At 59.5% G+C, this 24,301-nt stretch carries 26 protein-coding genes; 16 read left to right on the plus strand and 10 right to left on the minus strand.

Annotation, left to right across the window (positions count from 1 at the left end; translation table 11 throughout):
* Positions 1-93: 93 nt before the first annotated feature.
* Entirely contained in the window at positions 94-981 is an 888-nt protein-coding gene (locus tag PI739_RS05710) for a DMT family transporter (protein WP_054081863.1), read from the plus strand.
* Between the two features lie 611 nt (positions 982-1,592).
* Here PI739_RS05710 and PI739_RS05715 read toward each other — a convergent pair.
* A complete protein-coding gene (locus PI739_RS05715; protein WP_003366954.1) occupies positions 1,593-2,921 on the minus strand; it encodes an MFS transporter in 1,329 nt (442 codons plus the stop codon).
* Between the two features lie 617 nt (positions 2,922-3,538).
* Here PI739_RS05715 and quiC point away from each other — a divergent pair.
* Together quiC and PI739_RS05725 are read left to right on the plus strand one after the other, a co-directional pair.
* On the plus strand, positions 3,539-5,446 hold the full coding sequence (quiC, locus tag PI739_RS05720) for a 3-dehydroshikimate dehydratase QuiC (protein WP_003433018.1): 1,908 nt from the start codon (positions 3,539-3,541) through the stop codon (positions 5,444-5,446).
* A 107-nt stretch (positions 5,447-5,553) separates the two neighbouring features.
* A complete protein-coding gene (locus PI739_RS05725) occupies positions 5,554-6,210 on the plus strand; it encodes a TetR/AcrR family transcriptional regulator (RefSeq protein ID WP_003416207.1) in 657 nt (218 codons plus the stop codon).
* 3 nt (positions 6,211-6,213) lie between these two features.
* Here PI739_RS05725 and PI739_RS05730 read toward each other — a convergent pair whose 3' ends face one another.
* Positions 6,214-7,068 (minus strand): shikimate dehydrogenase, encoded by an 855-nt coding sequence (locus tag PI739_RS05730; RefSeq protein WP_271351550.1) that lies wholly within the window; start codon positions 7,066-7,068, stop codon positions 6,214-6,216.
* 184 nt (positions 7,069-7,252) lie between these two features.
* Here PI739_RS05730 and PI739_RS05735 point away from each other — a divergent pair, with 184 nt between their 5' ends.
* A complete protein-coding gene (locus tag PI739_RS05735) occupies positions 7,253-8,143 on the plus strand; it encodes a pseudouridine synthase (protein ID WP_065350061.1) in 891 nt (296 codons plus the stop codon).
* 77 nt (positions 8,144-8,220) lie between these two features.
* Here the strand turns inward: PI739_RS05735 and PI739_RS05740 are convergent, their stop codons facing one another.
* Both PI739_RS05740 and mobA read right to left on the minus strand, forming a co-directional pair.
* Entirely contained in the window at positions 8,221-8,445 is a 225-nt protein-coding gene (locus tag PI739_RS05740; RefSeq protein ID WP_002553129.1) for a YgdI/YgdR family lipoprotein, read from the minus strand.
* A gap of 96 nt (positions 8,446-8,541) precedes the next feature.
* Positions 8,542-9,147 (minus strand): molybdenum cofactor guanylyltransferase MobA, encoded by a 606-nt coding sequence (mobA, locus tag PI739_RS05745; RefSeq protein ID WP_271351551.1) that lies wholly within the window; start codon positions 9,145-9,147, stop codon positions 8,542-8,544.
* Between the two features lie 75 nt (positions 9,148-9,222).
* Here mobA and moaB point away from each other — a divergent pair, with 75 nt between their 5' ends.
* From moaB to PI739_RS05760, 3 genes are all read left to right on the plus strand, one after another.
* A complete protein-coding gene (gene moaB, locus PI739_RS05750) occupies positions 9,223-9,762 on the plus strand; it encodes a molybdenum cofactor biosynthesis protein B (RefSeq protein WP_002553131.1) in 540 nt (179 codons plus the stop codon).
* Positions 9,763-9,768: 6 nt separating this feature from the next.
* Complete coding sequence (locus tag PI739_RS05755) at positions 9,769-10,980, plus strand: molybdopterin molybdotransferase MoeA (RefSeq protein WP_271351553.1); 1,212 nt, start codon at positions 9,769-9,771, stop codon at positions 10,978-10,980.
* 89 nt (positions 10,981-11,069) lie between these two features.
* A complete protein-coding gene (locus PI739_RS05760) occupies positions 11,070-11,996 on the plus strand; it encodes a glycosyltransferase family 2 protein (protein ID WP_003366963.1) in 927 nt (308 codons plus the stop codon).
* 37 nt (positions 11,997-12,033) lie between these two features.
* Here PI739_RS05760 and PI739_RS05765 read toward each other — a convergent pair whose 3' ends face one another.
* The gene (locus tag PI739_RS05765; protein WP_058397558.1) at positions 12,034-13,842 is read right to left on the minus strand and encodes a monovalent cation:proton antiporter-2 (CPA2) family protein; all 1,809 of its coding nucleotides are present in this window, start codon (positions 13,840-13,842) and stop codon (positions 12,034-12,036) included.
* A gap of 249 nt (positions 13,843-14,091) precedes the next feature.
* On the opposite strand from PI739_RS05765, the gene PI739_RS05770 reads away from it, so the two are divergent.
* Complete coding sequence (locus PI739_RS05770; protein WP_003366968.1) at positions 14,092-14,280, plus strand: hypothetical protein; 189 nt, start codon at positions 14,092-14,094, stop codon at positions 14,278-14,280.
* A gap of 33 nt (positions 14,281-14,313) precedes the next feature.
* Here PI739_RS05770 and PI739_RS05775 read toward each other — a convergent pair whose 3' ends face one another.
* Complete coding sequence (locus tag PI739_RS05775; RefSeq protein WP_003433011.1) at positions 14,314-14,706, minus strand: hypothetical protein; 393 nt, start codon at positions 14,704-14,706, stop codon at positions 14,314-14,316.
* Positions 14,707-14,933: 227 nt separating this feature from the next.
* Positions 14,934-15,962 (minus strand): FecR family protein, encoded by a 1,029-nt coding sequence (locus PI739_RS05780; RefSeq protein WP_003366973.1) that lies wholly within the window; start codon positions 15,960-15,962, stop codon positions 14,934-14,936.
* Between the two features lie 270 nt (positions 15,963-16,232).
* Between PI739_RS05780 and PI739_RS05785 the strand changes: the two genes are divergently transcribed.
* The 4 genes from PI739_RS05785 (at position 16,233) to map (ending at position 18,697) form a co-directional block, all read left to right on the plus strand.
* A complete protein-coding gene (locus tag PI739_RS05785) occupies positions 16,233-17,264 on the plus strand; it encodes an Ldh family oxidoreductase (protein WP_060707592.1) in 1,032 nt (343 codons plus the stop codon).
* A gap of 102 nt (positions 17,265-17,366) precedes the next feature.
* On the plus strand, positions 17,367-17,564 hold the full coding sequence (locus tag PI739_RS05790; RefSeq protein WP_003366979.1) for a hypothetical protein: 198 nt from the start codon (positions 17,367-17,369) through the stop codon (positions 17,562-17,564).
* Positions 17,565-17,651: 87 nt separating this feature from the next.
* A complete protein-coding gene (locus tag PI739_RS05795) occupies positions 17,652-17,909 on the plus strand; it encodes a ParD-like family protein (protein WP_003366981.1) in 258 nt (85 codons plus the stop codon).
* Positions 17,906-18,697 carry a type I methionyl aminopeptidase gene (gene map / locus PI739_RS05800; RefSeq protein ID WP_003433008.1) on the plus strand — a complete coding sequence of 264 codons (792 nt, stop codon included), beginning with the start codon at positions 17,906-17,908 and terminating at the stop codon, positions 18,695-18,697. Before PI739_RS05795 ends, map begins: the two co-directional genes overlap by 4 nt.
* Before the next feature lie 74 nt (positions 18,698-18,771).
* On the opposite strand, the gene PI739_RS05805 is transcribed toward map, so the two are convergent.
* The 3 genes from PI739_RS05805 to PI739_RS05815 form a co-directional block, all read right to left on the minus strand.
* Positions 18,772-19,008, minus strand: coding sequence for a DUF6555 family protein (locus PI739_RS05805; RefSeq protein ID WP_024663345.1), 237 nt, complete (start codon positions 19,006-19,008; stop codon positions 18,772-18,774).
* Between the two features lie 222 nt (positions 19,009-19,230).
* Entirely contained in the window at positions 19,231-19,932 is a 702-nt protein-coding gene (locus PI739_RS05810) for an endonuclease (protein WP_024663346.1), read from the minus strand.
* Positions 19,933-19,936: 4 nt separating this feature from the next.
* The gene (locus tag PI739_RS05815; RefSeq protein ID WP_271351555.1) at positions 19,937-20,188 is read right to left on the minus strand and encodes a DUF1654 domain-containing protein; all 252 of its coding nucleotides are present in this window, start codon (positions 20,186-20,188) and stop codon (positions 19,937-19,939) included.
* 139 nt (positions 20,189-20,327) lie between these two features.
* Between PI739_RS05815 and PI739_RS05820 the strand changes: the two genes are divergently transcribed.
* From PI739_RS05820 to PI739_RS05835, 4 genes are all read left to right on the plus strand, one after another.
* Positions 20,328-20,552, plus strand: coding sequence for a YgdI/YgdR family lipoprotein (locus PI739_RS05820; protein ID WP_003433005.1), 225 nt, complete (start codon positions 20,328-20,330; stop codon positions 20,550-20,552).
* Positions 20,553-20,745: 193 nt separating this feature from the next.
* Positions 20,746-21,705: a sugar ABC transporter substrate-binding protein gene (locus PI739_RS05825; protein WP_271351556.1), complete on the plus strand. Its 960-nt coding sequence runs from the start codon at positions 20,746-20,748 to the stop codon at positions 21,703-21,705.
* Positions 21,706-21,758: 53 nt separating this feature from the next.
* Positions 21,759-23,312, plus strand: a complete 1,554-nt coding sequence (locus PI739_RS05830; RefSeq protein WP_003366996.1) for a sugar ABC transporter ATP-binding protein — start codon at positions 21,759-21,761, stop codon at positions 23,310-23,312.
* Complete coding sequence (locus PI739_RS05835; RefSeq protein WP_003366998.1) at positions 23,309-24,301, plus strand: ABC transporter permease; 993 nt, start codon at positions 23,309-23,311, stop codon at positions 24,299-24,301. Before PI739_RS05830 ends, PI739_RS05835 begins: the two co-directional genes overlap by 4 nt.

Here is a 24,301-nt window from a genome sequence, read left to right on the forward strand (position 1 = left end):
TGTGCGATGCTCACGGGTCTGTCGATATGAGCAGCGGGCGCTGGCGCTTTCGGCCACGCTGTCAGGCTGCTGAAACTTGAACAAGGAAGCGCAATGAGCACTGCCAGCACGCCGTTGTCCGGCGTCAATCAACCTCTCAAAGGTATTGGCTTCATTCTTCTGGCGACCTTTCTGTTTGCCAGTCATGACACGCTGTCCAAATACCTGTCCGGCTTCTATCCGATCATTCTGGTGGTCTGGGCACGCTATCTGGTGCATACGCTGTTGATGGCCTGCATCTTCATGCCGTCAGCGGGGTTGCGGGTGTTGCGCACCAAGCGTCCTGGCCTGCAGGTCTTGCGCGCCCTGGCCTTGCTGGGCACCAGTCTGCTGTTTACCAGCAGCCTGATGTTCATCCCGCAGGCAGAGGCGACGGCGGTCAACTTTCTTGCGCCGTTGCTCGTTACCGCGTTATCGGTGCCGCTGTTGCATGAGCGTGTCACGCGTGGGCAGTGGATAGCAGTGGTCGTCGGGTTTGTCGGGGTGATGATCATCATTCATCCGGGGGGCGAGCTGTTTACCCCGGCGATTCTGTTGCCCCTGTCGTCAGCCTTGTGCTTTGCGCTGTATCAACTCCTGACGCGGCTGGTCAGCCCGTTTGACAGTCCGACCACCAGCAACTTTTTCGCGGGGTTGTTCAATACCCTGTTGATGAGTGCACTGGTGCCGTTCTTCTGGGAAGTGCCGGCGCTCAAGCACTTGCCGTTTCTGCTGGCGCTCGGCGCGTGCGGGATGTCGGCGCATTTGCTGCTGACCCAGGCCTTCCGCTTCGCCGCCCCGGCCATGCTCGCACCGTTCAGCTATTGCCAGATCGTGTTTGCCGGGCTGCTGGGTTTCGTGGTGTTCGACCACATGCCATCACCGACCGCACAGGCAGGCATCGCCATCATCTGCCTCAGCGGCCTGGCGGCGGCTTGGCAACAGCGGCGCAAGGGTGGGTGATGAGCTGTTCCCACGCACGAATACACAAATCTAACTGACTATCGTGCCAATGCTCTGCGTTGGCATGCAGTTCGTGACGCTCTGCGTCACATCTGTACCGCAGCACAACGTAGTGTCTTGCGCGCAATCACTTTACATAGATAAAGCGCTTTTTTATCGCGGTGGCACTGACGACGCAGAGTGCGACCTTAGTGACAGGGCGAAGGAACCCGACGAAGTCGGGCCGGAAACAGGCGCGAGGGGATTTGCCTACTTTGGCCCCATCAAATAGGTCGCCGAGGGGCGAAAAGGTGACCTGAGTCGAACCCTAATCTACCTGAAACCACAGAACCGCTTTGTGACGCGGAGCGTCAAGAACTGCATTCCCACGCGGAGCGTGAGGAACGAGCGGCATCTGGGATAACAAAGGTGACCTGAGTCGAACCCCAATCCACCTGAAACCACAGAATCGCCGTGTGACGCGGAGCGTCAAGAACTGCATTCCCACGCGGAGCGTGAGGAACGAGCGGCGTCCGGGAGAGCACTTTTCGTCACTCTGCGCAAAGCGTGGGCACAATAGTAAAAAGGCCCGGTCACTGAGTGAGCCGGACCTTTTTGATGGTGTCAGACGATCACTCGCTGAGCGTCGGAACCTTGCGAGGTGCCATGAAGTACAGCCAGATCAACGCGATGAAGTACATCGCCGGGATCATGGTGAACAGCACGTTGTAATTGTTGTTGGTGGCGGTCAACACGGCACCGACAATCTGGGTCATGAACATACCACCAATGGCCGCACACATGCCGCCGAAGCCGAACACGGTACTCATCATGTGCTTGGGCGTGTAGTCCATCACCAGGCTCCAGATATTCGCGGTCCAGGCCTGATGCGCACCTACGGCAAGCGAGATGGCCAGTACCGCCACCCATAGCCCGCTGGCATTGGCAGCGAACACCACGCTGCAGATCGTGATGGCAAAGATCAGCATCGACAACAGGCGCGCAGTCGTCGCACGCATGCCACGACCAATCAGCCAGGACGACAGAATGCCGCCACCCACACTGCCGAAGTCAGCCGTCAGCCAGATCAGAATCAGCGGGATGCCCATCTGCGTCACGCTGATCCCCAGGTTGTATTGCTGATTGAGGAACGGCGGCAGCCAGTACAGGTAGAACCAGAAAACCGGAGCTGTAATCGCATACGCCAGCGCGAACGCCCATGTGCCACGCATCTTCAGAATGCCGGTGAACGGCACCTTGACCGGCGCCGGTTCTACTTCCTGATTGATGTAATCCAGTTCGGTCTTGCTGACGGTCGGGTGATCTTCAGGGTTGTAGTATTTCAAGCGCCAGGTGATGACCCAGAGCAGCCCCAGCGAACCCATTGCCACGAAGGCGGCCTGCCAGCCCCAGACAGTCAGGATCACCGGCAACAGGGCAGGGGTCAGCATGGCGCCGACATTGGTGCCGGCGTTGAAGATACCGGTGGCCACCGCACGCTCACCGGCAGGGAACCACAGCCGCGTGGTCTTCACACAGGCCGGGTAGTTGGCGGCTTCGGTCAGGCCCAGAATGAAGCGGCAGACCATGAAGCCGACGGCGGAAGTGGCAAGGCCGTGCGCGCCAGTCGCCAGGCTCCACAGCAGCACCGCGAGGAAGAACGCGCGCTTGACGCCGACCTTGTCGATGAAGCGACCCTGCAGCACGAAGCCGACCGCGTAGCCGACCTGAAACCAGAAGTTGATGTTGGCGTAGTCCATCGCCGTCCAGCTCATTTCCTTGGCGAGGATGGGCTGCATGACGCCGAGCGCGGCCCGGTCGATGTAGTTCAGCGTAGTGGCGAAGAACACCAGGGCGAGCATGCCCCAGCGAGTCTTGCCCACGGCGAGTGCGCCGCGGATCTTTTCGCCCATCCCGGCACGGGCGGCCTGGGCGACAGGGGTGGTCTGGGTGTTAAGCATGATGTTCTAACCATCCGTTCCAGGACTGTGCTGCTGGCAACAGTCGGACTGAGAAGTCCACTCGATGCAGGCGTTGTGCAGGTAAAGTGAAGTCGTAGAACCGTGATTCGACTGGCCTGTAGACTCAGGCTGTCCTCGAAACGATCCGTCGGGCCGACAATTTACAGGTTGGGCCGCGTAAGTGTGTTGGAATGTTTCAGGCGACGTGTACCCAGGCCGGGCTTTTGGCCGGGCGGGTTCGTCGAACAGGACGTCTGGTAAGACGGATGGGCGAGCGGGCGAGCAAAGCGAGAAGGGTGCACATGAGCAATGTTCCTGTTTTTTGAATTGTTATGGGTTGCTGCTGATGAAGCGACGATCAAAAATGTTGGACTGCGGGTCTATCCTGCAATGTGATGCTGATGTTGAGCATTGCGAGATACAGCGTCAATTGAGTAAAACGGCTTTTGTTCGATAATCGAACGTAAAACTAACCGGTTCGTACACTTTATGTTGCTGTAGTATTTTCACAGGCAAATACTTTACTCGCACCTCTGAATAAGGCCGGGAAAGGCCAGGAATGCGGTGCTGTCCAGTCGCGACCCAAGCAGGTCGCGTTCATCCAGGAGCTGAAAAGCATGCAGCGTTCAATTGCTACCGTATCCTTGAGCGGTACTCTGCCCGAAAAGCTCGAAGCCATCGCCGCAGCCGGCTTTGACGGCGTCGAGATTTTCGAAAACGACTTGTTGTACTACGACGGCAGCCCACGCAATATCAGGCAGATGTGTGCCGACCTGGGCATCGCCATCACCCTGTTCCAGCCGTTCCGCGATTTCGAAGGCTGCCGCCGTGACCGTCTGCAGCGCAATATCGACCGTGCCGAACGCAAATTCGATCTGATGCAGGAACTGGGCACCGATCTGGTGCTGGTCTGCAGCAATGCGTCTGCCGATTCGGTGGGCGACGAAAACATTCTGCTCGATGATCTGGGCCTGCTCGCCGAGCGCGCCGGCGCCCGTAACCTGCGCGTCGGTTATGAAGCGCTGGCCTGGGGCAAGCACGTGAACACCTGGCAACAGGTCTGGAACCTGGTGCGTCAGGTTGACCACCCGGCGCTTGGCGTGCTGCTCGACAGTTTCCATACCCTGTCGCTGAAGGGCGATCCGAGCGCCATCGCGCAGATCCCGGGCGACAAGATCTTCTTCGTGCAGATGGCCGACGCGCCGCTTCTGGCGATGGATGTACTGGAATGGAGCCGTCATTTCCGCTGCTTCCCGGGCCAGGGTGAATTCGATCTGGCCGGCTTCCTCGCGCCGATCCTGCGCAGTGGCTACACCGGGCCGTTGTCGCTGGAAGTGTTCAACGACGGCTTCCGTGCAGCGCCGACACGCGCCAATGCCGCGGACGGTCTGCGTTCGCTGCTCTATCTGGAAGAGAAAACCCGCCAGCTGATGGCGCGTGACGAGCCGGCCGCCGCTCCCGAAATCCTCTTCAATCCACCCGCTGCCAGTACCTACAATGGCGTCGAGTTTCTCGAGTTTGCCGTTGACGAGAGCCATGGCGCTCGCCTGTCGGGCTGGCTGCAACGGCTGGGCTTTGCCAAGCTGGGTCAGCATCGCTCCAAGGCGGTCAGTCTGCTGGGGCAGGGCGATATCAGGATTGTGCTCAATGCCGAACCCTATTCCTTCGCCCACAGCTTCTTCGAGGCGCACGGCCCTTCGTTGTGCGCGACCGCCTTGCGTGTCGACGACGGTCATCAGTCGCTGGAGCGTGCGCGGGCCTTCAAGGGCCAGCCCTATCGTGGCTTGGTCGGCCCCAACGAACGGGAGATTCCTTCGGTCCGTGCGCCCGACGGCAGCCTGATTTATCTGGTGGATAACGCCGCACCGGGAGAATCGATTTACGACAGCGATTTTGTCGTCGATCCGCAAGCAGTCGCCAAGGGCGGGTTGCAGCGTATCGACCACATGGCCATGGCGCTGCCGGCCGACAGCCTGGACAGCTGGGTGCTGTTCTACAAAAGCATTCTGGACTTCGAGGCTGACGACGAAGTGGTCTTGCCCGACCCCTACGGTCTGGTCAAGAGCCGTGCACTGCGCAGCCGTTGCAGCACCGTGCGCCTGCCGCTGAATATTTCCGAGAATCGCAATACGGCCATTTCCCATGCGCTGTCGAGCTATCGTGGCTCGGGCGTGCACCACATCGCGTTCTCATGTGAAGACATCTTCGCCGAAGTGAGCCGTGCCAAGGAAGCGGGCGTACCCTTGCTGGACATCCCGCTCAATTACTACGATGACCTGGCGGCGCGCTTCGATTTCGACGAGGAATTTCTCAGCGAACTGGCGTACTACAACGTGCTCTATGACCGCGATGCGCAGGGTGGCGAGTTGTTCCACGTCTACACCGATGCGTTCGACGGGCGCTTCTTTTTCGAAATCCTGCAGCGCAAGAACGGCTACGTAGGGTACGGCGCTGCCAACGTCCCGGTGCGTCTGGCTGCGATGGCCAAGGCGCGCAATGTGGCAGCACGTCAGGCGCGTCTGTAAGGCGAATCCGATTGCAGGGCTGCTGCGAGGGTTCGATGCCCTCGCAGCTTCCCTCGGTTGCCGGTCGGCTTCATACTCCGCGCATCACTCGTGGTCATGAGCCAACAATGAAAACAACTGACGACTCCGTTGCCGTTGCGTCGAAAGGGCGCAAGAACAATCCGGAAAAGACCCGCGAAGACATACTGCAGGCCGCCGTTGCCGAGTTTGTCGCCCATGGCCTGTCGGGAGCGCGCGTCGATGCCATTGCCGAACGCACCAAAACCTCGAAACGGATGATCTATTACTACTTCGGCAGCAAAGAGCAACTGTACGTCGAAGTGCTGGAAAAACTCTACGGCGCGATTCGCAACACCGAGAGCCAGCTCAATCTGTCCGAACTCGAGCCGGTGGAAGCGATTCATCGTGTGGTCGAGTTCACCTTCGATCACCACGACAGCAATGTCGATTTCGTCCGTATCGTGTGTATCGAAAACATCCATAACGGCGAGAACGTCAAACAGTCCGAATCGATTCAGGCCAAGAGCCAGAACATCATCAGGGCGCTCGACGGCATCCTGCGTCGTGGCGAAGCCAGCGGCCTGTTTCGTGACGGTGTTCATCCGGTGGACCTGCACCTGATGATCAGCTCGTTCTGCTTCTACCGGATCTCCAATCGCCATACCTTCAGCGAGATCTTTCAGATCGAGTTGTGGAGCGAGGAGGTCAAACAGCGTCACAAGGCAATGATCTGCGACGCTGTGTTGCGTTATCTCAAACGCTGATGTTTACAACGTGTGGAAGTGCGCCATCATCCGCTCTGCATCGGCGGACTGGCCACTGAACAGTTCAAAGGCCTTGACTGCCTGAAACACCGCCATGGTACTGCCATCCAGCGTTCGGCAGCCCAATGCGCGGGCATGCTTGAGCAGCTCGGTTTCCAGCGGAAAGTAAATGATTTCCGCCACCCACAGCTCGGGCCGCAGCAACCCGACCGGCAACGGCGTGCCTGGCAGTTTGGTCATGCCGACCGGCGTGGTATTGACCAGTCCGTCGGCTTCGGCCATCGCCGCAGGCAGGTCGATGCCCACCTGAGCGCGCCCGGCACCGAAGTGCTGGTTGAGGTTGTCCACCAGCCCTTGGGCGCGTTGCGGCTCGACTTCGAACACGCTGAGGCGCTCGACGCCCGCGCTCAGCAGCGCATGAGCCACGGCAGCGCCCGCGCCGCCTGCACCCATCTGCACCACCTGTTGGCGTGGTGCCTTGTCCAGGCCGCGCTGGAAACCTTCGGCGAATCCCAGGCAGTCGGTATTGTGACCGATGCGCTTGCCGTCCTTGAACACCACCGTATTCACCGCGCCGATACCGCGCGCTTCATCGGACAGCTCATCCAGTAACGGGATGACCGCCTGCTTGCACGGGAAGGTGATATTCAGGCCGGTGAAGCCGCACTGTTGGGCGCCTTCCAGAAGCTGGGGCAGGGCGTGGATGTCCACTTGCAGGGCATCGATGTCGATCAGCCGATACAGATAGCGCATGCCTTGCGCATCGCCTTCATGCTCATGCATGGCGGGCGTTCGCGAGGCCTGGATGCCCGAGCCGATGAGGCCGGCGAGGATGGAGGGTTTTTCAGCATGAGTCATAAATACGTCTCTTGTTTTTGTGTCACTGCCCGATTGGCGACAGGTGTTAAACGGAATGTACCAGATGGTTAATAGTGCCGCAGGCAGGAGTCGATTACCACGCAGCGATGTTGTGCGGTGATCGCACTAATCAGTGATAATCCACCGCCAGCCGCTTCAGGCTTACACGAGTCCGAGTTCCCGCATGTCCGAGTCCGTCTTCAACGCCGCACAGCAGCAAGCCAGTACGTTGTATCTGCCACCGGGCTCGTGGGCCACGGTGCTCGATTGCCTGTGCGCGAAATTCCCGGCCATCAGCCGCGAACAATGGCTGGATCGGTTTGCCCGCGGCCGGGTGCTGGACGAAAACGGCAAGGCCATCGCGCCTGATCTGGCGTATCGGGAAGGGCTGCGGGTTCACTACTTTCGTGAGGTTGCCAACGAAACGCCGATCCCTGTGGTTGAAACGATCCTCTACGCCGACGAGCATCTGGTGGTGGCTGACAAGCCGCACTTCCTCCCGGTGACACCCGCAGGCGAGTATGTCGAGCAAACCTTGCTGCGGCGCTTGATCCATCGCCTGGACAACCCTGATCTGGTGCCGCTGCACCGCATCGACCGGCACACCGCAGGGCTGGTGCTGTTTTCCGCCAACCGGCAGACGCGCTCGGCTTATCAGGCATTGTTTCCCACCCGGCGCATCGACAAGTTTTACCAGGCCATTGCACCGGCGCTGCCGGAACTGATATTTCCGCGTCTGCACGAGAGTCGTCTGGTCGAGGGTGAACCGTTCTTTCGCATGCAGGAAGGCGTCGGCGCGAGCAACACCCGTACGCAGATCGAGGTGCTCGAACGGCAGGATAAATTGTGGCGTTACGGGCTTTATCCGGTGACCGGCAAAAAGCATCAGTTGCGCGTGCACATGGCTGCGCTGGGCGCTGCCATCTGCAACGACCCTTTTTACCCGGACGTGGTGAAAGACCCGGTGGACGACTATCGGCATCCCTTGAAGCTGCTGGCCAGCAGCTTGCGCTTCATCGATCCCATCAATGGCGAGCCGCGCCACTTCGAGAGCCTGTTGCAGCTCGACTGGTAGTACAGGGGCAGTGAAATGACAGGCAAAAAAAACCCGCACTCGGCGGGTTTTTTCAAATCAGTAACGCGACATCCGGATCACAGATCCTTGACGGTACGTACCTGATCCTTGTTGATGCGGGTCTGCTTGCCGTCGAGTTGCTTGAACTCGTAGAAGCCGGATTCTTCATCGTACTTCGGCGTGTCGACAGCCTGAATTTCACGACCATCGTTCAAGGTGATCACAGTGGGCGATGCGCAGCCGGCGAGGGAGGCAATGCTCAGTGCAAGCAGGAAGGCAGCGGGGAGGGTCCGTTGTTTCATTACTGTGTCTCCAGATGGATTCTTGATTTGCTGAACTCTCAGACGGATACACCGTCAGCAAGTTCCGTATACACCCGCAGCAACTTCAATGACCAGTCACTTGTTGCGGTTTTCACTGATCCCGGTCAACAGACAGGGGGTGTTCAGGTTGGCCAGGCGTGGATCACCGGCTTCCAGTTGCAGAGCGACTGGCTGCAGCGGTTCCAGAGCCCGTCTCGGACTGCGTTCGCCGGCCTGCCATGCGGCTTCCAGCGTTGCGGCGTGAGCGACAGGGATCATACCTAAAAGCGGCTGCCAGTGCTGACCTTCACGCACCATTATCGGTCGCTCCGAGTATTCAGAGGCTTTTTCACGCAATGCGTGCAGCAACGCTTCATCGACCAAAGGTGCGTCGCAGGGCAGGATCAGCAACCATCGATGCCGCGCCAGGGGCAGTGCGGCGCGAATCCCGGCCAGAGGGCCGTTGAAATCGGTATCGTCGTCCTGCACCAGTCTATCGGCGTAACGCGCATAGCGATCGATATTGCGGTTGCAGGAAATGATCAGATCGTCGGTCAGCGGCCGGGTCAGACGATGCAGATGTTCGATAAGCGGGGTGCCCTGCCATTCGATCAGGCCCTTGTCGCGCCCGCCCATGCGCTGTCCCCGGCCTCCGGCCAGCAGCAGAATCGAGCAGGGCGGCAGTGGGGCAGGAACATTCATCGAACACTCTTCGGGCAGTCAAAAGGAGGGCTGTGATATAACACCCGCCTGTTTTCTTAACAACTGGATGAGGCCATGAAAGCCAAGGCTGACACACCTTTCGTACCCCTTAATATCGCCGTACTGACCGTCAGCGATACCCGCACACGTGAAACCGATACCTCGGGGCAGATGTTTGTCGACCGCCTGACCGACGCAGGCCATGGTCTGATCGAGCGCGTGCTGCTCAAGGATGACCTGTACAAGATCCGCGCTCAGGTAGCGACCTGGATTGCCGACGATCAGGTGCAGGTCGTGCTGATCACCGGTGGCACCGGCTTTACCGGCCGCGACAGCACACCTGAAGCCGTAGCCTGCCTGCTGGACAAGCAAGTCGATGGTTTTGGCGAGCTGTTCCGGCAGATCTCGGTGCCGGATATCGGCACGTCCACCATTCAGTCCCGCGCGCTGGCCGGCCTGTCCAATGGCACGCTGGTCTGCTGCCTGCCAGGGTCCACCAATGCGGTGCGCACGGCATGGGACGGCATTCTTGCCCAGCAGCTGGACTCGCGTTTCCGTCCCTGCAACTTTGTGCCTCACCTCAAGCAGGCCGAGCCCTGTGCGACTCGTGGTTGAGTGCTCATGAGCAACGAGCCGAAAACACTGCTGCCTGTTGAAGACGCCATTGCGCGTCTGTTGAAAATGGCCGAAGCCACGCCGATCACCGAGCGCCAATGCGTCTCGCTGGCCGATGCCGAAGGCCGCGTACTGGCAGTGGATCTGGTCTCCACGCTGGATCTGCCGCCCTGGCCGAACAGCGCCATGGACGGTTATGCCTTGCGCGCGGCGGACTGGCACGGCGAGCCGTTGACGGTCAGTCAGCGTATCTTCGCCGGTCAGGCCCCCGAGCCTCTGGCCCCTGGCACCTGCGCGCGTATCTTCACTGGCGCGCCGATGCCCGAAGGCGCTGACTGCGTCGAGATGCAGGAAAACGCTGAGGTGCTGGCGGATCAGCGTGTGCGGTTCAACGAACCGCTGGGCGCCGGGCAGAATATTCGTCCGCAAGGCCAGGAAACCCGGGTCGGAGATACTGTGCTGGCCGCCGGCACGCGTCTGGGTCCGATCGAATTGGGTCTGGCGGCCTCGCTGGGCCTCGCCGAGTTGGATGTCATTCGCCGCGTGCGGGTCGCGGTGCTGTCTACGGGCGATGAGTTGATTGAGCCCGGTCAGTCGTTGGGGCCGGGGCAGATCTATAACAGCAACCGGGTGTTGCTGTGCAGCTGGCTGAAGCGGCTTCAATGCGAGGTCGTGGATGCCGGCATCCTGCCGGACGATCTGGAAAAGACGCGTGCTGCGCTGGCGAATCTGCAGGGTGTCGATCTGATTCTCTCCACGGGCGGAGTGTCCGTGGGCGAAGCTGATTTCCTCGGCCACGCATTGCGTGAGGAGGGCGAGCTGACGCTCTGGAAGCTGGCCATCAAGCCTGGCAAGCCGCTGACCTTCGGGCATTTTCGGGGTGTGCCAGTGATCGGTCTGCCTGGCAATCCAGCCTCTACGCTGGTTACCTTCGCCTTGCTGGCCAGGGCTTACCTGCTGCGTCGCCAGGGCGTGATCGACGTCGCTCCCTTGCAGTTTCCGGTGCCGGCCGGGTTTGTCTGGACGCGTCCTGGCAATCGTCGCGAGTACCTGCGCGGCCGTCTGGAGCAGGGCCGGGCGGTGGCGTATCGCAATCAGAGTTCGGGAGTCCTGCGCAGCGCTGCGTGGGCCGATGGTCTGATTGAAGTGCGCGAAGGCTCGACCGTTGCCGAAGGCGACTGGGTCAACTTCATCCCGTTGAGTGAAGTGCTGGGCTGAGTGCATTCGAATGGTGGGGCGGGTACGCATGAGCTACGCTCAACAACGCTGACACAGTGGGCAACCGGACTTCGCCCTGGAGTATTGTTATGGCGCCATTGAGAGTGGCTTGTGTGATCCCGACCTACAACGGACGCAAGGATCTGGAACGTCTGCTGGATTCACTGGCTGCGCAGACTGCCAGCTTCGATACGCTGATCGTGGACTCCAGTTCCTCGGATGGCACGCTGGAGCTGGCGCAAGCCCGATGTGCCAATGTGCTGCGCATCGACAGCAAGGATTTCAACCACGGCGGTACCCGGCAGATGATGGTCGATCTGCATCCTGACTATGATGTGTATGTCTTCATGACCCAGGATGCGTACGTTGAAGACATCAATGCCATCGCCAACATTCTGCTGCCGTTCGCCGACTCGAAGGTCGGTGCGGTATGCGGGCGACAGTTGCCGCACAAGGACGCCAACCTGCTGGCCCAGCATGCGCGGCTGTTCAATTACCCGCCGACCTCGCAGATCAAGACGCTCGCCGACGCCGGTACGCTGGGTATCAAGACGCCATTCATGTCCAACTCGTTTGCGGCCTATCGAGGCGAAGCGTTGCGGGCCATCGGCGGTTTTCCGCAGCATGTGATCCTTTCGGAGGACATGTACGTCACCGCGAAAATGCTTATCGATGGCTGGAAAGCGGCTTACGAAGGCTCGGCTGTATGCCGTCATTCCCATAATTACAGCCTGCGCGAAGAGTTTCGCCGTTACTTTGATATCGGCGTGTTCCAGGCCCGCGAGGCGTGGATCTACGAAACCTTTGGCGGCATTGGCGGCGAGGGCATGCGTTACGTCAAGTCCGAGCTGAAATTCCTCGGTCCCCGGCGAATCCTCTGGTGGCCTGTGTCGTTCGTGCGCAATGCGCTGAAGCTGCTGGCCTACAAGCTGAGCCGACAGGAAAAGCGCTTGCCGCGCGGCGTGAAGAAGAAGCTCGGCATGTACGCGCGCTACTGGGACAGCCCTTACGCCTGAGTTGCGCCGCAGACCAGGCCTGCGGCGTATGGGCAGATCAGCTTTTTGCGGCTTCTTCGTCCAGACGGTCTGCCTCGAACAGTTGCGCGAGGTCGGCCCTGGCTTCGCGGGCGGTCTGCAGCACCTTGGCGTCGTCGTCATACACCTCATGCTGAGCGGCCAGCACCTGTTCGTCGTGACGCTTGAAGCGACTGATGCGTGCGTCGGCCTGTGTTTCGCTGAGGCCCAGGCCCATGAGGGTCTGGCGACTCATTTCCAGGCTTGAGTAGAACGTTTCGCGAACCGCGTGAGCCCCCAGGTCCATCAACCGATGAACATGCTGGCGGTTACGTGCGCGAGCAATGATCTTCATGTGCGGATACAGTTTGCGAATCAGCTCGGCAGTCTTGATGTTGGTGTCCGGATCATCGGTCGCGATGACAAAGAATTCGGCCTCATCGACCTTGGCGGCACGCAATATTTCCGGGCGCAGCGGGTCGCCATAGAAGACCGGGACATTGCCGAAGCTGCGTGAGAACTCGATGGACTCTACGGCGGTGTCCAAAGCGATGAAAGGAATCTTCTGCGCGCGCAGGATACGCGCGACGATCTGCCCCATACGGCCCATGCCGGCAATGACCACCCGTGGTTTGTCGGTCTGGATATCGCGGTACTCGTCCGGCACCTCGACGGGCTTGATTCTGGGTTTGATCCAGCGCGCCAGGGCAATGAACAGCAACGGTGTGATCGCCATCGACAAGGTGATGGTCAACACCAGCATGTCGTACAGCCCGGCCTCGAACAGCCCCTGAGCGCTGCCGATCTTGAACACCACGAAGGCAAACTCGCCGCCTGCGGCCAGTACCAGGCCCAACTGCAACGCGCTGCGGTTGTTGAGTTCGCCAAGGGTGCGACCGATCAGGAACAGCATCGGCAGCTTGATTGCGATCAGCAGCAGCGTCAGGCCCAGCACGATCAGCGGCGAGCTGAGCAACAGGCCGACGTTGGCGCCCATGCCGACGCTGATAAAGAACAGCCCCAGCAGCAATCCCTTGAACGGTTCGATCTGTGCTTCCAGTTCGTGACGGTACTCGGAGTCGGCCAGCAACAGGCCAGCGAGAAACGCGCCCAGCGCCATGGACACCCCCACCAGTTCCATCAGCCACGCCGTGCCTATCACCACCAGTAAGGCCGTGGCGGTCGAGACTTCCTGTATTTTGGTCTTGGCGACGATACGAAACACCGGACGCAGCAAATAGCGTCCGCCAATCACCACAATGGCAATACTGCCCAGCACGCGCAGGCCGTGGTTGATGCTTTCGCCGGTGTCCATCGCGTGATCGGCCCCGGCCAGGAATGGCACCATCGCAATCAGCGGGATCGCCGCGATGTCCTGAAACAGCAGAATGGCGAACGCCATCCTGCCGTGCGGGCTGTTCAGTTGTTTGCGCTCCGCCAGGCTCTGCAGGCCAAAGGCCGTGGACGACAGGGCAAGGCCGAGGCCCAGAATGACCGCAGTGTTCAGCGACTGGCCGAAGGCAGCGAAGGCGACCCCGCCGATGATCAGGCCGGTGAGTAGCACCTGCGCCATGCCGACGCCAAACACGGATTTGCGCATCACCCATAAACGTTTGGGCGAAAGCTCCAGGCCAATGATGAACAGCAGCAGTACTACGCCAAGTTCGGAAATATGGCTGACGCTCTCGGTATCGCCGATCAGACCCAATACCGAAGGGCCAATGATCACGCCGGCGAACAGATAGCCGATCACCGCGCCCAGCTTCAGCCGCTTGGCCAACGGCACAGTCAGCACGGCGGCGAGTAGAAACACTACTGCGACCTGCAGCAGGCTGCCTTCATGGGGCATGTGAAACTCCTTGGTAATAATTGAACACACTGTTGAAGCAGGGGCGGTATTAAAGCATGGGAGTTTTACACGGCAACGCGCATCGCGGCATGACGATAATCAACGTCGTTAATAGAACGTGCAGGAGAGGGCGTGCAGGAGAGTGAGGCGAGACAGAGGGTGACGATGCCATCCGTCGCGCATCGGCGTAAGATATGCGCGCAAACAGGCAGCGTCAGTTGCCCGCTCATGAGCATTCAGGAAGCCGTTATGACCAACAAGCAGCGTTTGATTTACTCGATTCTGATCGCCCTCGGCGTTCTGGCGATCATGCTGGGCTTGTCGCATCTGCAAAACACCGGTGCCATCACCGAAAAGACCTTTCAGTACATCGCGATCAGCGTGGCGGTGCTGGTAGTGATCCTCAACGGCATCATGCGTCGCAAGGTCAAGCGCTAAGCGCTGATGGTCGATGCGGCAAGGGGGCTGTGCTTACTGGGCGCTGTCCTTACCGACGTCTCCCAGCCATTCCCGGGCGCGAGGGTGCAGACTGTAGGTCTTGTCGTCGTTGAGGTGGATCACGCCCTCGTCGCACAGACGCTTGAGCACCTCGCGCACGCTCAGAAACGATAGCGGCACATCGAGCCTGAGCAACTGGCTGTGTACGCCGCGCACTCCCAGGGGATGGCCTTCCTCGCTCGAGACCAGCAGCGCATCGAGCACCTTGAGCCTGACCAGGCTGGTGCGCAGGCCAAAGCTTTTCAGGAGCATCCGGATGTGCTCGTTTCCGGGGCGCTCGGCCTCCATAGCGGGCGACTGTGCCTGCGCAGCCAGTGCGGTTTGCCGCAGCAGGGTGCGAGTCGTGATTCCTTGGCGATTGAACATCCGTAAACTCCTTTTCAGGCTTTTTTTAAACACTCTCGATTACTAAGACGAACGAGCTCGGCAAAACCTCAGTTATCAGCGGAAAAAAATATGCGGCTCAACGTGTACAGGCTCGCTGCAGCGTTGTGCGCTTGAGGTTAGATGACCAATCGTCGGTCGCGAGAGGAGATTGTTCCGACGGTGGGCGCAGTCGAAGTCGCTGCGCATCGGCAAGACTGCGAGTGCGATCAGCCTTTCGGTGTGTCGGAGGTGCGGCGATTGAGCACCGGATTGCCGTTCTGATTCTGCGTCACGTAAACCGGCAGCACCTTGGGCAGAGAAGTCAGCAGGCTCGACAGGTCATGGGTGTTGTAACTGCCGCCCAGACGCATGGCACCGGTTGCGCTGTCCGCCAGCAGGATAGGTGTTTGCAGGTAGCGATTGATCAGCGGCAGTGCCTGGCTGAGCGGCAGATCATTGAAGATCAGCTTGCCATTGCGCCACGCCAGGCTGGTATCGCGTGCTTCGGTCTGACTGATCAGTGGAGCATCGTCGCCCGCCTTGTAGCTGGCCTGCATGCCGGGGGCGAGAGGGTGGTTCGAGGAAGGATGTGCACGATCACTGGTGACCTGAACCGACCCCTCGACCAGCGTCACGCGTACCTGATCCTGGTACATCCATACATTGAAACGTGTGCCGGTGACCGTGATGCTGCCTGAGCCGGCGTCGACAACAAAGGGGTGGGTGTTGTCGTGGCTGACCTCAAAGAACGCCTCGCCCTTTTTCAGCGTGACGCTGCGTCGATCCCGGTAATTGGCATAGGTCAACTCGGTACCCAGGTTCAGCTCGGCGCGGCTGCCGTCTTCCAGCATGACCAGGCGTGTGGTGGTATCGGCGTTGTAAGTCTCGTAGGTATCAGGCAGCCAGCCCTGGTGCCAGCCGACGTACCCGGCAATCGGTAGCGCCAGGGCAACGACCGCTGCGGCTGCGGCCAGTTTTGCCCAGCGGCGACCGCGACGAGGCCGAACCTGACCGGGCCGGTCAGCCTGGGCTTGGCGCACAGGTGCCGGGTTAAGCGGTTCGATTTGCCCGGTGATATCCCAGACTTCCAGCATGGCGTTGTATTCGACCGCATGCAGGGGGTGGGCCTTCAGCCATTGCTCGAATGCTTTTCGTTCGGCAGCGGTACAGTCTTCTGCATGCAGGCGCATGCACCAATGCGCAGCGGCATCGGTGATCGCGTCGTGTTCTGCGTTGCTGAAAAGAGGGTCGCTCATGGGCGCTCCGGCCTATACCTTCGGCGCATTCTACCCTTTGATTTCAGGGAGAGAGAACATTTGCCGGCTATTGCCTATCAAGGTGCTGCGTATTTTCTGGTGAATGCAAGCTGCTCTCATTGAAAACTATCCGTCGCAGTCTGCCCGCCGCAATGAAGTCAGTGCCCGGGGAGTGTCTTTGCAGAGTCCTCGGCGCTACTCTCGGAACCTGTCTTCGCCTTGTCGTTCTCGCTAGCGTTCTCGATCTACCGCCATGAACAGGAGTTTCAGATGCGCGCCAACCCTGCCGATCAGTCGACCCGGACCGTTTCCTTTGAGCAACTGACAGATCTGTTGCGCCGGATCTTCCTTGCCCACGGCACCTGCACGGAGGTTGCCGACGTGCTGGCCGAGAACTGCGCCAGCGCCCAGCGCGACGGCTCGCATAGCCATGGCATCTTTCGCATTCCCGGCTATCTCTCATCGCTGGCCAGCGGGTGGGTGAACGGCAAGGCTGTGCCGGTGGTCGAGGATGTCGGCGCTGCGTTTGTCCGGGTCGACGCCGGGGGCGGCTTTGCCCAGCCTGCACTGGCGGCGGCCAGAGCCTTGTTGATCGACAAGGCACGCAGTGCCGGAATTGCGGTTCTGGCCATCCGCAACTCTCATCATTTCGCTGCGTTATGGCCGGATGTCGAGCCTTTCGCCGAACAGGGGCTGGTTGCCCTGAGCATGGTCAACAGCATGACCTGCGTTGTGCCGCATGGTGCGCGTCAGCCTCTGTTCGGCACCAACCCGATTGCTTTCGCCGCGCCCCGTGCAGGCGGCGAGCCTATTGTTTTCGACCTGGCGACCAGCGCCATCGCCCACGGTGATGTACAGATCGCCGCACGTGAAGGTCGGCTGTTACCAGCGGGCATGGGTGTCGATCGCGACGGCCAGCCCACTGACGAGCCGCGCGCCATTCTCGAGGGTGGTGCGTTGTTGCCGTTCGGCGGGCACAAGGGTTCGGCATTGTCGATGATGGTCGAGCTGCTGGCCGCAGGGCTGACAGGGGGCAATTTCTCGTTCGAATTCGACTGGTCGAAGCATCCCGGTGCGCAGACGCCCTGGACCGGCCAGTTGCTGATCGTCATCGATCCTGACAAGGGCAGCGGTCAGTCGTTTGCACTGCGCAGTGAGGAACTGGTGCGGCAACTGCATGGGTCCGGGCAGGAGCGTCTGCCGGGGGATCGACGCTACAGCGAGCGCGCGCGATCAATGTCGCACGGTATCAGCATCGCCCAGGCTGATCTGGAACGCCTGCAGACCCTGGCGGGGCATTGAGCCATTTACACATTCACCGACCATTCGTCGCGACCGGTCTTGTATCGGCGCGCAGTTCAAAATACTGTATGTATGAACAGTAAAGAACGAATGAGGTCTGTCATGTCCCTTAAGTCAGCGCAAAGCCCGGTTGCTCAACAACATCGCATGCTCTCTGCAGCCAATGAAATGCAGCGTGAGGATTTTCTCCAGTTGGCGGCCGCACTGCGCCAGTTCAATGCCTACGAGCCAGAGGTGTCGATAGTCATCGCGGCTGCCCGCGCGGGCGGCGAATACCGCCAGGCTGGCTCGATGGAATAAGGTGGCTGATCACAGCCACGGCACGTCTCGGGTTGATTGTGAGTATACGTAGCGTATATGCTTCATATATTCAACTTGAGGTGAATCATGGGTCTGGTAAAAATTTCCGAAAACATGCACGCCAATCTGCGCTCTGCCAGCGTTGCGCTCAGCCGCTCGATCAATGCGCAGGCCGAGCACTGGATGCGTGTCGGTATGCTCGCTGAACTGCACCCGACGCTGGATTACAGCGAGATCTGCCAGATGCTGATCCGTCTCGAAAATGCCGGTGAGACCGTGCTGACCGCTTCGAACTTCAACGTCTCGGAGCTTTCAGCTTCCAGCCTTTCCAAGGCGGTCTCATGAGCAGCGCTATCGGTCTCAAGACCGAACAGGACCTCGTGCAACTGCGCATAGCCGGCAGACTGGCTGCCGATGTACTTGCGATGATCACGCCTTACGTCAAGGCGGGCGTCAGCACCGAAGCGCTTGACGACATCTGCAACGAATACATCGTCAAAGAGCTGAAAGTGATTCCTGCGAATGTGGGCTATCACGGTTTTACCAAGACCACCTGCATCTCTCCGAACGCCGTGGTGTGCCATGGCATACCTTCTGCCACCGATATCCTCAAGGAAGGCGATATCGTCAATATCGATGTCGCGGTCATCAAGGACGGCTGGTATGGCGATACCAGCCGTATGTACCTGGTGGGTGAGGTCAGCCCCCTGGCCAGGCGTCTGGTCGAGACGACCTATGAGGCAACCCGCGCCGGTATTCATGCTGTGCGTCCGGGTGCAACCCTGGGTGATATCGGTTACGCCATCCAGAGCGTCGCTCATCGCGAAGGCTTTAGCGTAGTGCGTGAATATTGCGGACACGGCATTGGGCGCAAGTACCATGAAGAGCCGCAGGTTTTGCACTATGGTGCGCAGGGCAAAGGCCTCAGGCTCAAGCCGGGCATGGTGTTCACCATTGAACCGATGATCAATGCGGGCAGGGCGGGCACCCGGACGCTGCCGGATGGCTGGACGGTTCTGACCAGCGACCTTTCACTGTCTGCGCAGTGGGAGCATATGGTTGCCGTCACCTCGACCGGTTTCGAGCTGCTGACGCCGTGGCCTGATGGCACAGGCGCTTACCCTGCCATTTGATCCGCAAGGGTCTGGCAATGTATAGGAACAATGGCCTTTTCGAAGGCCATTGTTGTGTTGAACAGGACGATGTTTCAGGCTTGTAGCGAAGCCCTTCTCCAATGCACCTGCGTCACGCCAAAACGCTTTGCCTGCAAGGTTGCGACGCCTATCGGGCCTGCGGATATATTGCCGCTCACGGTCCCGACACCTGCATGCAGGGTCGCACAATGCAAGGCGTCGCTCTGGCACAGTTGCGTTGCCTGATGCAGAAAGCAGTGAAGTTGGCCATTGAATTGATAGTGAATTTCAAATTCCGTTTGATGATTCATCTTCCCTGCCTGCTAACGTGATAATCAGCCTGACTGTTTTGGGCGTATGCACGACAGGAGGCCTCCCGATCACGCCTTTGATTCCAGAGAGTAGACCGAAAATCGTAGCGTTCATGGATTGAGTTAACAGATGTCCGATAAGTGGTTTTGGATTCACTCAAGCGCGTTAATCAATGGCCGAGCAATCATCCGTTTGAGGGCTCGGCCTTTGATCAAGCTTCGTTATTTACACGACTTCAGGTCTACCGGGCCTACAAAATCATTACCACGTCCCATGACACAGGCGACCTGCTGGTTACGCTGGCGCTCCCATGCCTGGGGCGGATAGGTTTTATCCCAGGCCTGATAGAGCTGCTGGTCCTGGCGCGAGAGGCGCAGATTGTACTGTTTGCTCATGTAGAAGTAGGTGCGCGCGATCATGCCGCGTATCGAGGGGCGAGGCATGACCTTTTTGGCCTTGAAATCCACCTGTGTCAGGCATGAACCGTACTGGCCCTTTTGCTCGGGTATCCAGCCAAAACTGAAGTTGCTGCGGTCACCGTTGACCTCGCCGATGCTCGGCACCAGATTGTGCAGGTCTGCCTCGGCGCGTTTGTAAATCGGGTCAGTTCGTGTGCAGTTCTTGCGCCCGCCGTTCTGCCAGCATTGGCGCAAGTGGCCGATCTGCCAGGCAGGCACAATGTGCTCCCATTCGATACGACTGGCCCGTTTGGCGCTCTTGCGCGGGACATAGCCGCAGCCCGCGAGGTCGACCCGATTGCCGGTGTATTTGCAGCCGCAGTAAAACTCGGTCGACTGCGGTGCATACAAGCCCCAGGCAACTTTCTTGGCTTCGCTGAAGGTGCGCGGGGCTTGTGCCTGGGCGGCGAATGAGGCGGTGATGAGCAGGGTGGTGCAAAGCAGTGTGGGAAATCGAAACGTCATGCCGTCAGTCTTCCTTCGGCAACGTCCAGAATATTTGCACGCCACCGTCGTCGCGCCAGGCGAGGGTGACATTGTCGTTCTCGGCTATTTCTTCAAGGAGTTGCGCCCAGTCGTCCTCTGCCTCGTCTGGCTGACGAAAGAGCAGGGCAGCCCTGGATTTCTGTGCGGTGGGCGAGTTGATGATCTTCTGTACCCGCATGCCCATGCGCTCGTAAGGGCCGGGAATGGAAGGGGTCGTTGCGCTTTGTTTTGCCACGGAAAAAGGTCCCTGAATATTGCTGTACGGGCATACAGTATTTCAGTGTCGGATCTTTCGCAACATCTATGTAGGATAAAGCGCTCGAAGTGGCACACTATTGCCTTGAAAAAACACCCTGACGTTTCCGGAGTCACGCATGAATATCAAGTCACTGGCATTTCCGTTACTGGCCTCGGCAGTTGTGCTGCTGGCAGGCTGTTCCACGCCCTCGGTCGTCACGCTGCAAAACGGTACTCAGTACGTGACCAAAGACATGCCCAAGACCAAGACACGCGACGGTTTCTACGAGTTCGAGGATATCTCCGGCAAGACCGTCCGGATCAAGGCTGATGATGTAGCGACGGTCAAACCTGAAGAGTGAGACCCGACTGATCGTGACGCCCGTTCCCCGCGCTAGCGGGGGCGGGCAGCTCGGTAAGATTTAATTTCAGGTGGATTGACAAAGGTTGCAGCTTTTTCCATAGTTCGCTCCTCGCAAACGTTTGCGCGTCGATGCCCGGCATCGATCCTGCGCCGTTCGCCCGAACAATAATCACAAGATCGGAGATGAACTCATGAAGCTGCCATTCGCTGGACGCCTTCTCGCTGTCGCCATGTTTGCTGCCGTCACGGCAGTCATGCCCCTCTCTACCGTCTATGCCCAGACGCCTGAAAAACCCAAGGTCGCACTGGTCATGAAATCGCTGGCCAACGAGTTCTTCCTGACCATGGAAGACGGTGCCAAGGACTACCAGAAAGAACATGCCACCGAATTCGACCTGATCTCCAACGGGATCAAGGATGAGTCCGACACGTCCGCGCAAATCCGCATTGTCGAACAGATGATCGCCTCCAACGTGAATGCGCTGGTGATCGCACCAGCCGACTCCAAGGCGCTGGTACCGGTGCTCAAGAAAGCCACCGATGCCGGAATCAAGGTCGTCAACATTGACAACCAACTCGATGTCGACGTGCTCAAAAGCAAGAACCTGCAAATCCCGTTCGTAGGGCCTGACAACCGCAAGGGTGCCAAGCTGGTGGGCGATTATCTGGCCAAGAAACTGACCGCTGGCGACGAGGTGGGCATCATTGAAGGTGTGTCGACCACCAATAATGCTCAGCAACGCACCGCCGGTTTCAAGGACGCCATGGACGAAGCGAAAATGAAAGTGGTGTCCACGCAGTCCGGTAACTGGGAAATCGACAAGGGCAACGCTGTGGCCTCGGCGATGCTCAACGAATACCCGAACCTGAAAGCCTTGCTGGCCGGTAATGACAGCATGGCGCTGGGCGCCGTCTCTGCAGTGCGTGCGGCAGGCAAGGCTGGCAAGGTCATGGTCGTGGGCTACGACAACATCAATGCGATCAAGCCGATGCTCAAGGATGGACGGGTTCTGGCCACGGCCGATCAGTACGCAGCCAGGCAGGCGGTCTTCGGCATCGAAGCTGCCCTCAAGCTCGTCAAAGGCGAGAAGGTCGACACTAACGACAAGGGCGTGATCGAAACGCCGGTGCAACTCGTTACTCAACCTTGATCCACGCCGTGTAAAGGTGCCCGTCCGCAGAGGACGGGCGCTGGGAGAAATGTATGTCAGCGTCTGCTCAGACAGCTGTTCTTTCGGTCAGTGGCATCGGCAAAACCTACGCACAGCCCGTACTTGGTGACGTCGACCTGACGTTGATGCGTGGCGAAGTGCTCGCCCTGACCGGGGAAAACGGTGCCGGTAAAAGCACCTTGTCGAAAATCATCGGCGGGCTGGTAACCCCTACCACCGGAAACATGGAGTTCCAGGGCCAGCCTTATCAGCCTGCAAGTCGTACCCAGGCCGAAAAACTCGGCATTCGCATGGTCATGCAGGAGCTCAACCTGCTGCCGACCCTGACCGTGGCCGAAAATCTGTTTCTTCATGACTTGCCCCGCAGGGCCGGCTGGATCGACCGCAAGCGCTTGCGCGAAAACGCGATCGAGGCCATGGCCCAAGTGGGGCTGGACGCCATTGATCCCGACACGCTGGTCGGCGAATTGGGGATCGGCCACCAACAGATGGTCGAGATCGCCCGCAACCTGATCGGCGACTGTCACGTGCTGATTCTCGACGAACCCACTGCCATGCTCACCTCGCGCGAAGTGGAAATGCTCTTCGAGCAGATCACACGGTTGCAGGCACGTGGCGTCTCGATCATCTACATCTCCCATCGGCTTGAAGAGCTGGCCAGGGTGTCCCAGCGCATCGCCGTGCTGCGCGACGGCAAGCTGGTGTGTGTCGAGCCGATTGCCCGATACAACAGTGAGCAACTGGTGACCCTGATGGTCGGCCGTGAGCTCGGCGAGCATATCGACATGGGCGCCCGGCAGATTGGCGAGGTGGCGCTGTCGGTCAAGGGGCTCAATCGCGCCGGCAAGGTTCAGGATGTGTCCTTCGACGTGCGTCGAGGTGAAATCTTCGGTATTTCCGGGCTGATCGGTGCCGGGCGTACCGAGTTGTTACGCCTGATCTACGGTGCAGACGTTGCCGACAGCGGTGACATCGAAGTCGGAAAGCCGCTGCGGAAGGTCAGCATTCGCTCGCCAGCCGACGCGGTGGAGCAGGGTATCGCGCTGATCACGGAAGACCGAAAGAGCGAAGGCCTGCTGATGTCGCAATCGATCAGCGCCAACATTGCGCTGGGCAACATGCATTCGATTTCCAGTGCGGGCATGGTCAACAGCGACGACGAGCTGAAGCTGGCGCAGCGCCAGGTAGCGGCCATGCGCATTCGCAGCTCCAGTCCGGGCCAATTGGTCTCCGAGTTGTCGGGTGGCAATCAGCAGAAGGTGGTGATCGGTCGCTGGCTGGAACGTGACTGCACGGTAATGCTGTTCGACGAGCCGACACGGGGCATCGACATCGGTGCCAAGTTCGATATCTACGCGCTGCTGGCCGAATTGACCCGTCAGGGCAGGGCGCTGGTGGTGGTTTCCAGTGATCTGCGCGAGCTGATGCTGATCTGTGATCGTATCGGCGTGCTGTCTGCCGGTCGCCTGATCGACACGTTCGAACGCGACAGCTGGACCCAGGACCAATTGCTGGCCGCTGCCTTCGCCGGTTATCAGAAACGTGACGCGCTGCTCAATGATGCGGCGCCCAGGAACGACTCATGAAAAATACTCCTTCTCCGACGCTGACTGTGCCAGTCCGTCGCGGCGGCAACTACTTTGGTCTGGGTACCTACATCGGGTTGGCCGGTGCGTTGCTGGTGATGATTGTGCTGTTCTCGCTGCTCAGCGATCACTTCCTGTCCTACCAGACCTTCAGCATGCTCGCCAACCAGATCCCGGACCTTATGGTGCTGTCGGTCGGCATGACGCTGATCCTCATCATCGGCGGCATCGACCTGTCGGTCGGCTCGGTGCTGGCCCTGGCCGCTTCGGCGGTCAGTGTGGCAATCCTCGGCTGGGGCTGGAGCGTGTTTCCGGCGGCGCTGCTGGGCATTGCCTGTGCGACGCTGGCGGGTACGGTCACCGGTTCGATCACGGTCGCCTGGCGCATCCCTTCGTTCATCGTGTCTTTGGGCGTGCTGGAAATGGCCCGTGGCGCGGCCTATCAGATGACCAATTCGCGTACCGCCTACATCGGTGATTCGTTCGCCTGGCTGTCCGATCCGATTGCTTTCGGCATTGCGCCGTCCTTCATCATCGCGTTGCTGATCATCTTCGTCGCTCAGGCAGTACTGACCCGGACCGTTTTCGGTCGCTACCTGATCGGCATCGGCACCAACGAAGAGGCCGTGCGTCTGGCGGGTATCAATCCCAAGCCTTACAAGATTCTGGTGTTCTCGCTGATGGGGCTGCTGGCCGGTGTCGCGGCATTGTTCCAGATATCCAGGCTGGAAGCGGCCGATCCGAATGCCGGCGCAGGGCTTGAACTGCAGGTCATTGCAGCCGTGGTGATCGGCGGCACCAGCCTGATGGGCGGACGCGGTTCGATCATCAGCACCTTTTTCGGTGTGCTGATCATTTCCGTGCTGGCCGCAGGCCTGGCGCAGATCGGTGCGACCGAGCCGACCAAGCGGATCATCACCGGTGCGGTGATTGTGATCGCTGTGGTACTGGACACCTATCGCAGCCATCGGGCTCGGCGCCAGGGCTGA

The sequence above is a fragment of the Pseudomonas cerasi genome, from assembly GCF_027983475.1.
GTDB classification, from domain to species: Bacteria; Pseudomonadota; Gammaproteobacteria; order Pseudomonadales; family Pseudomonadaceae; genus Aquipseudomonas; species Aquipseudomonas cerasi.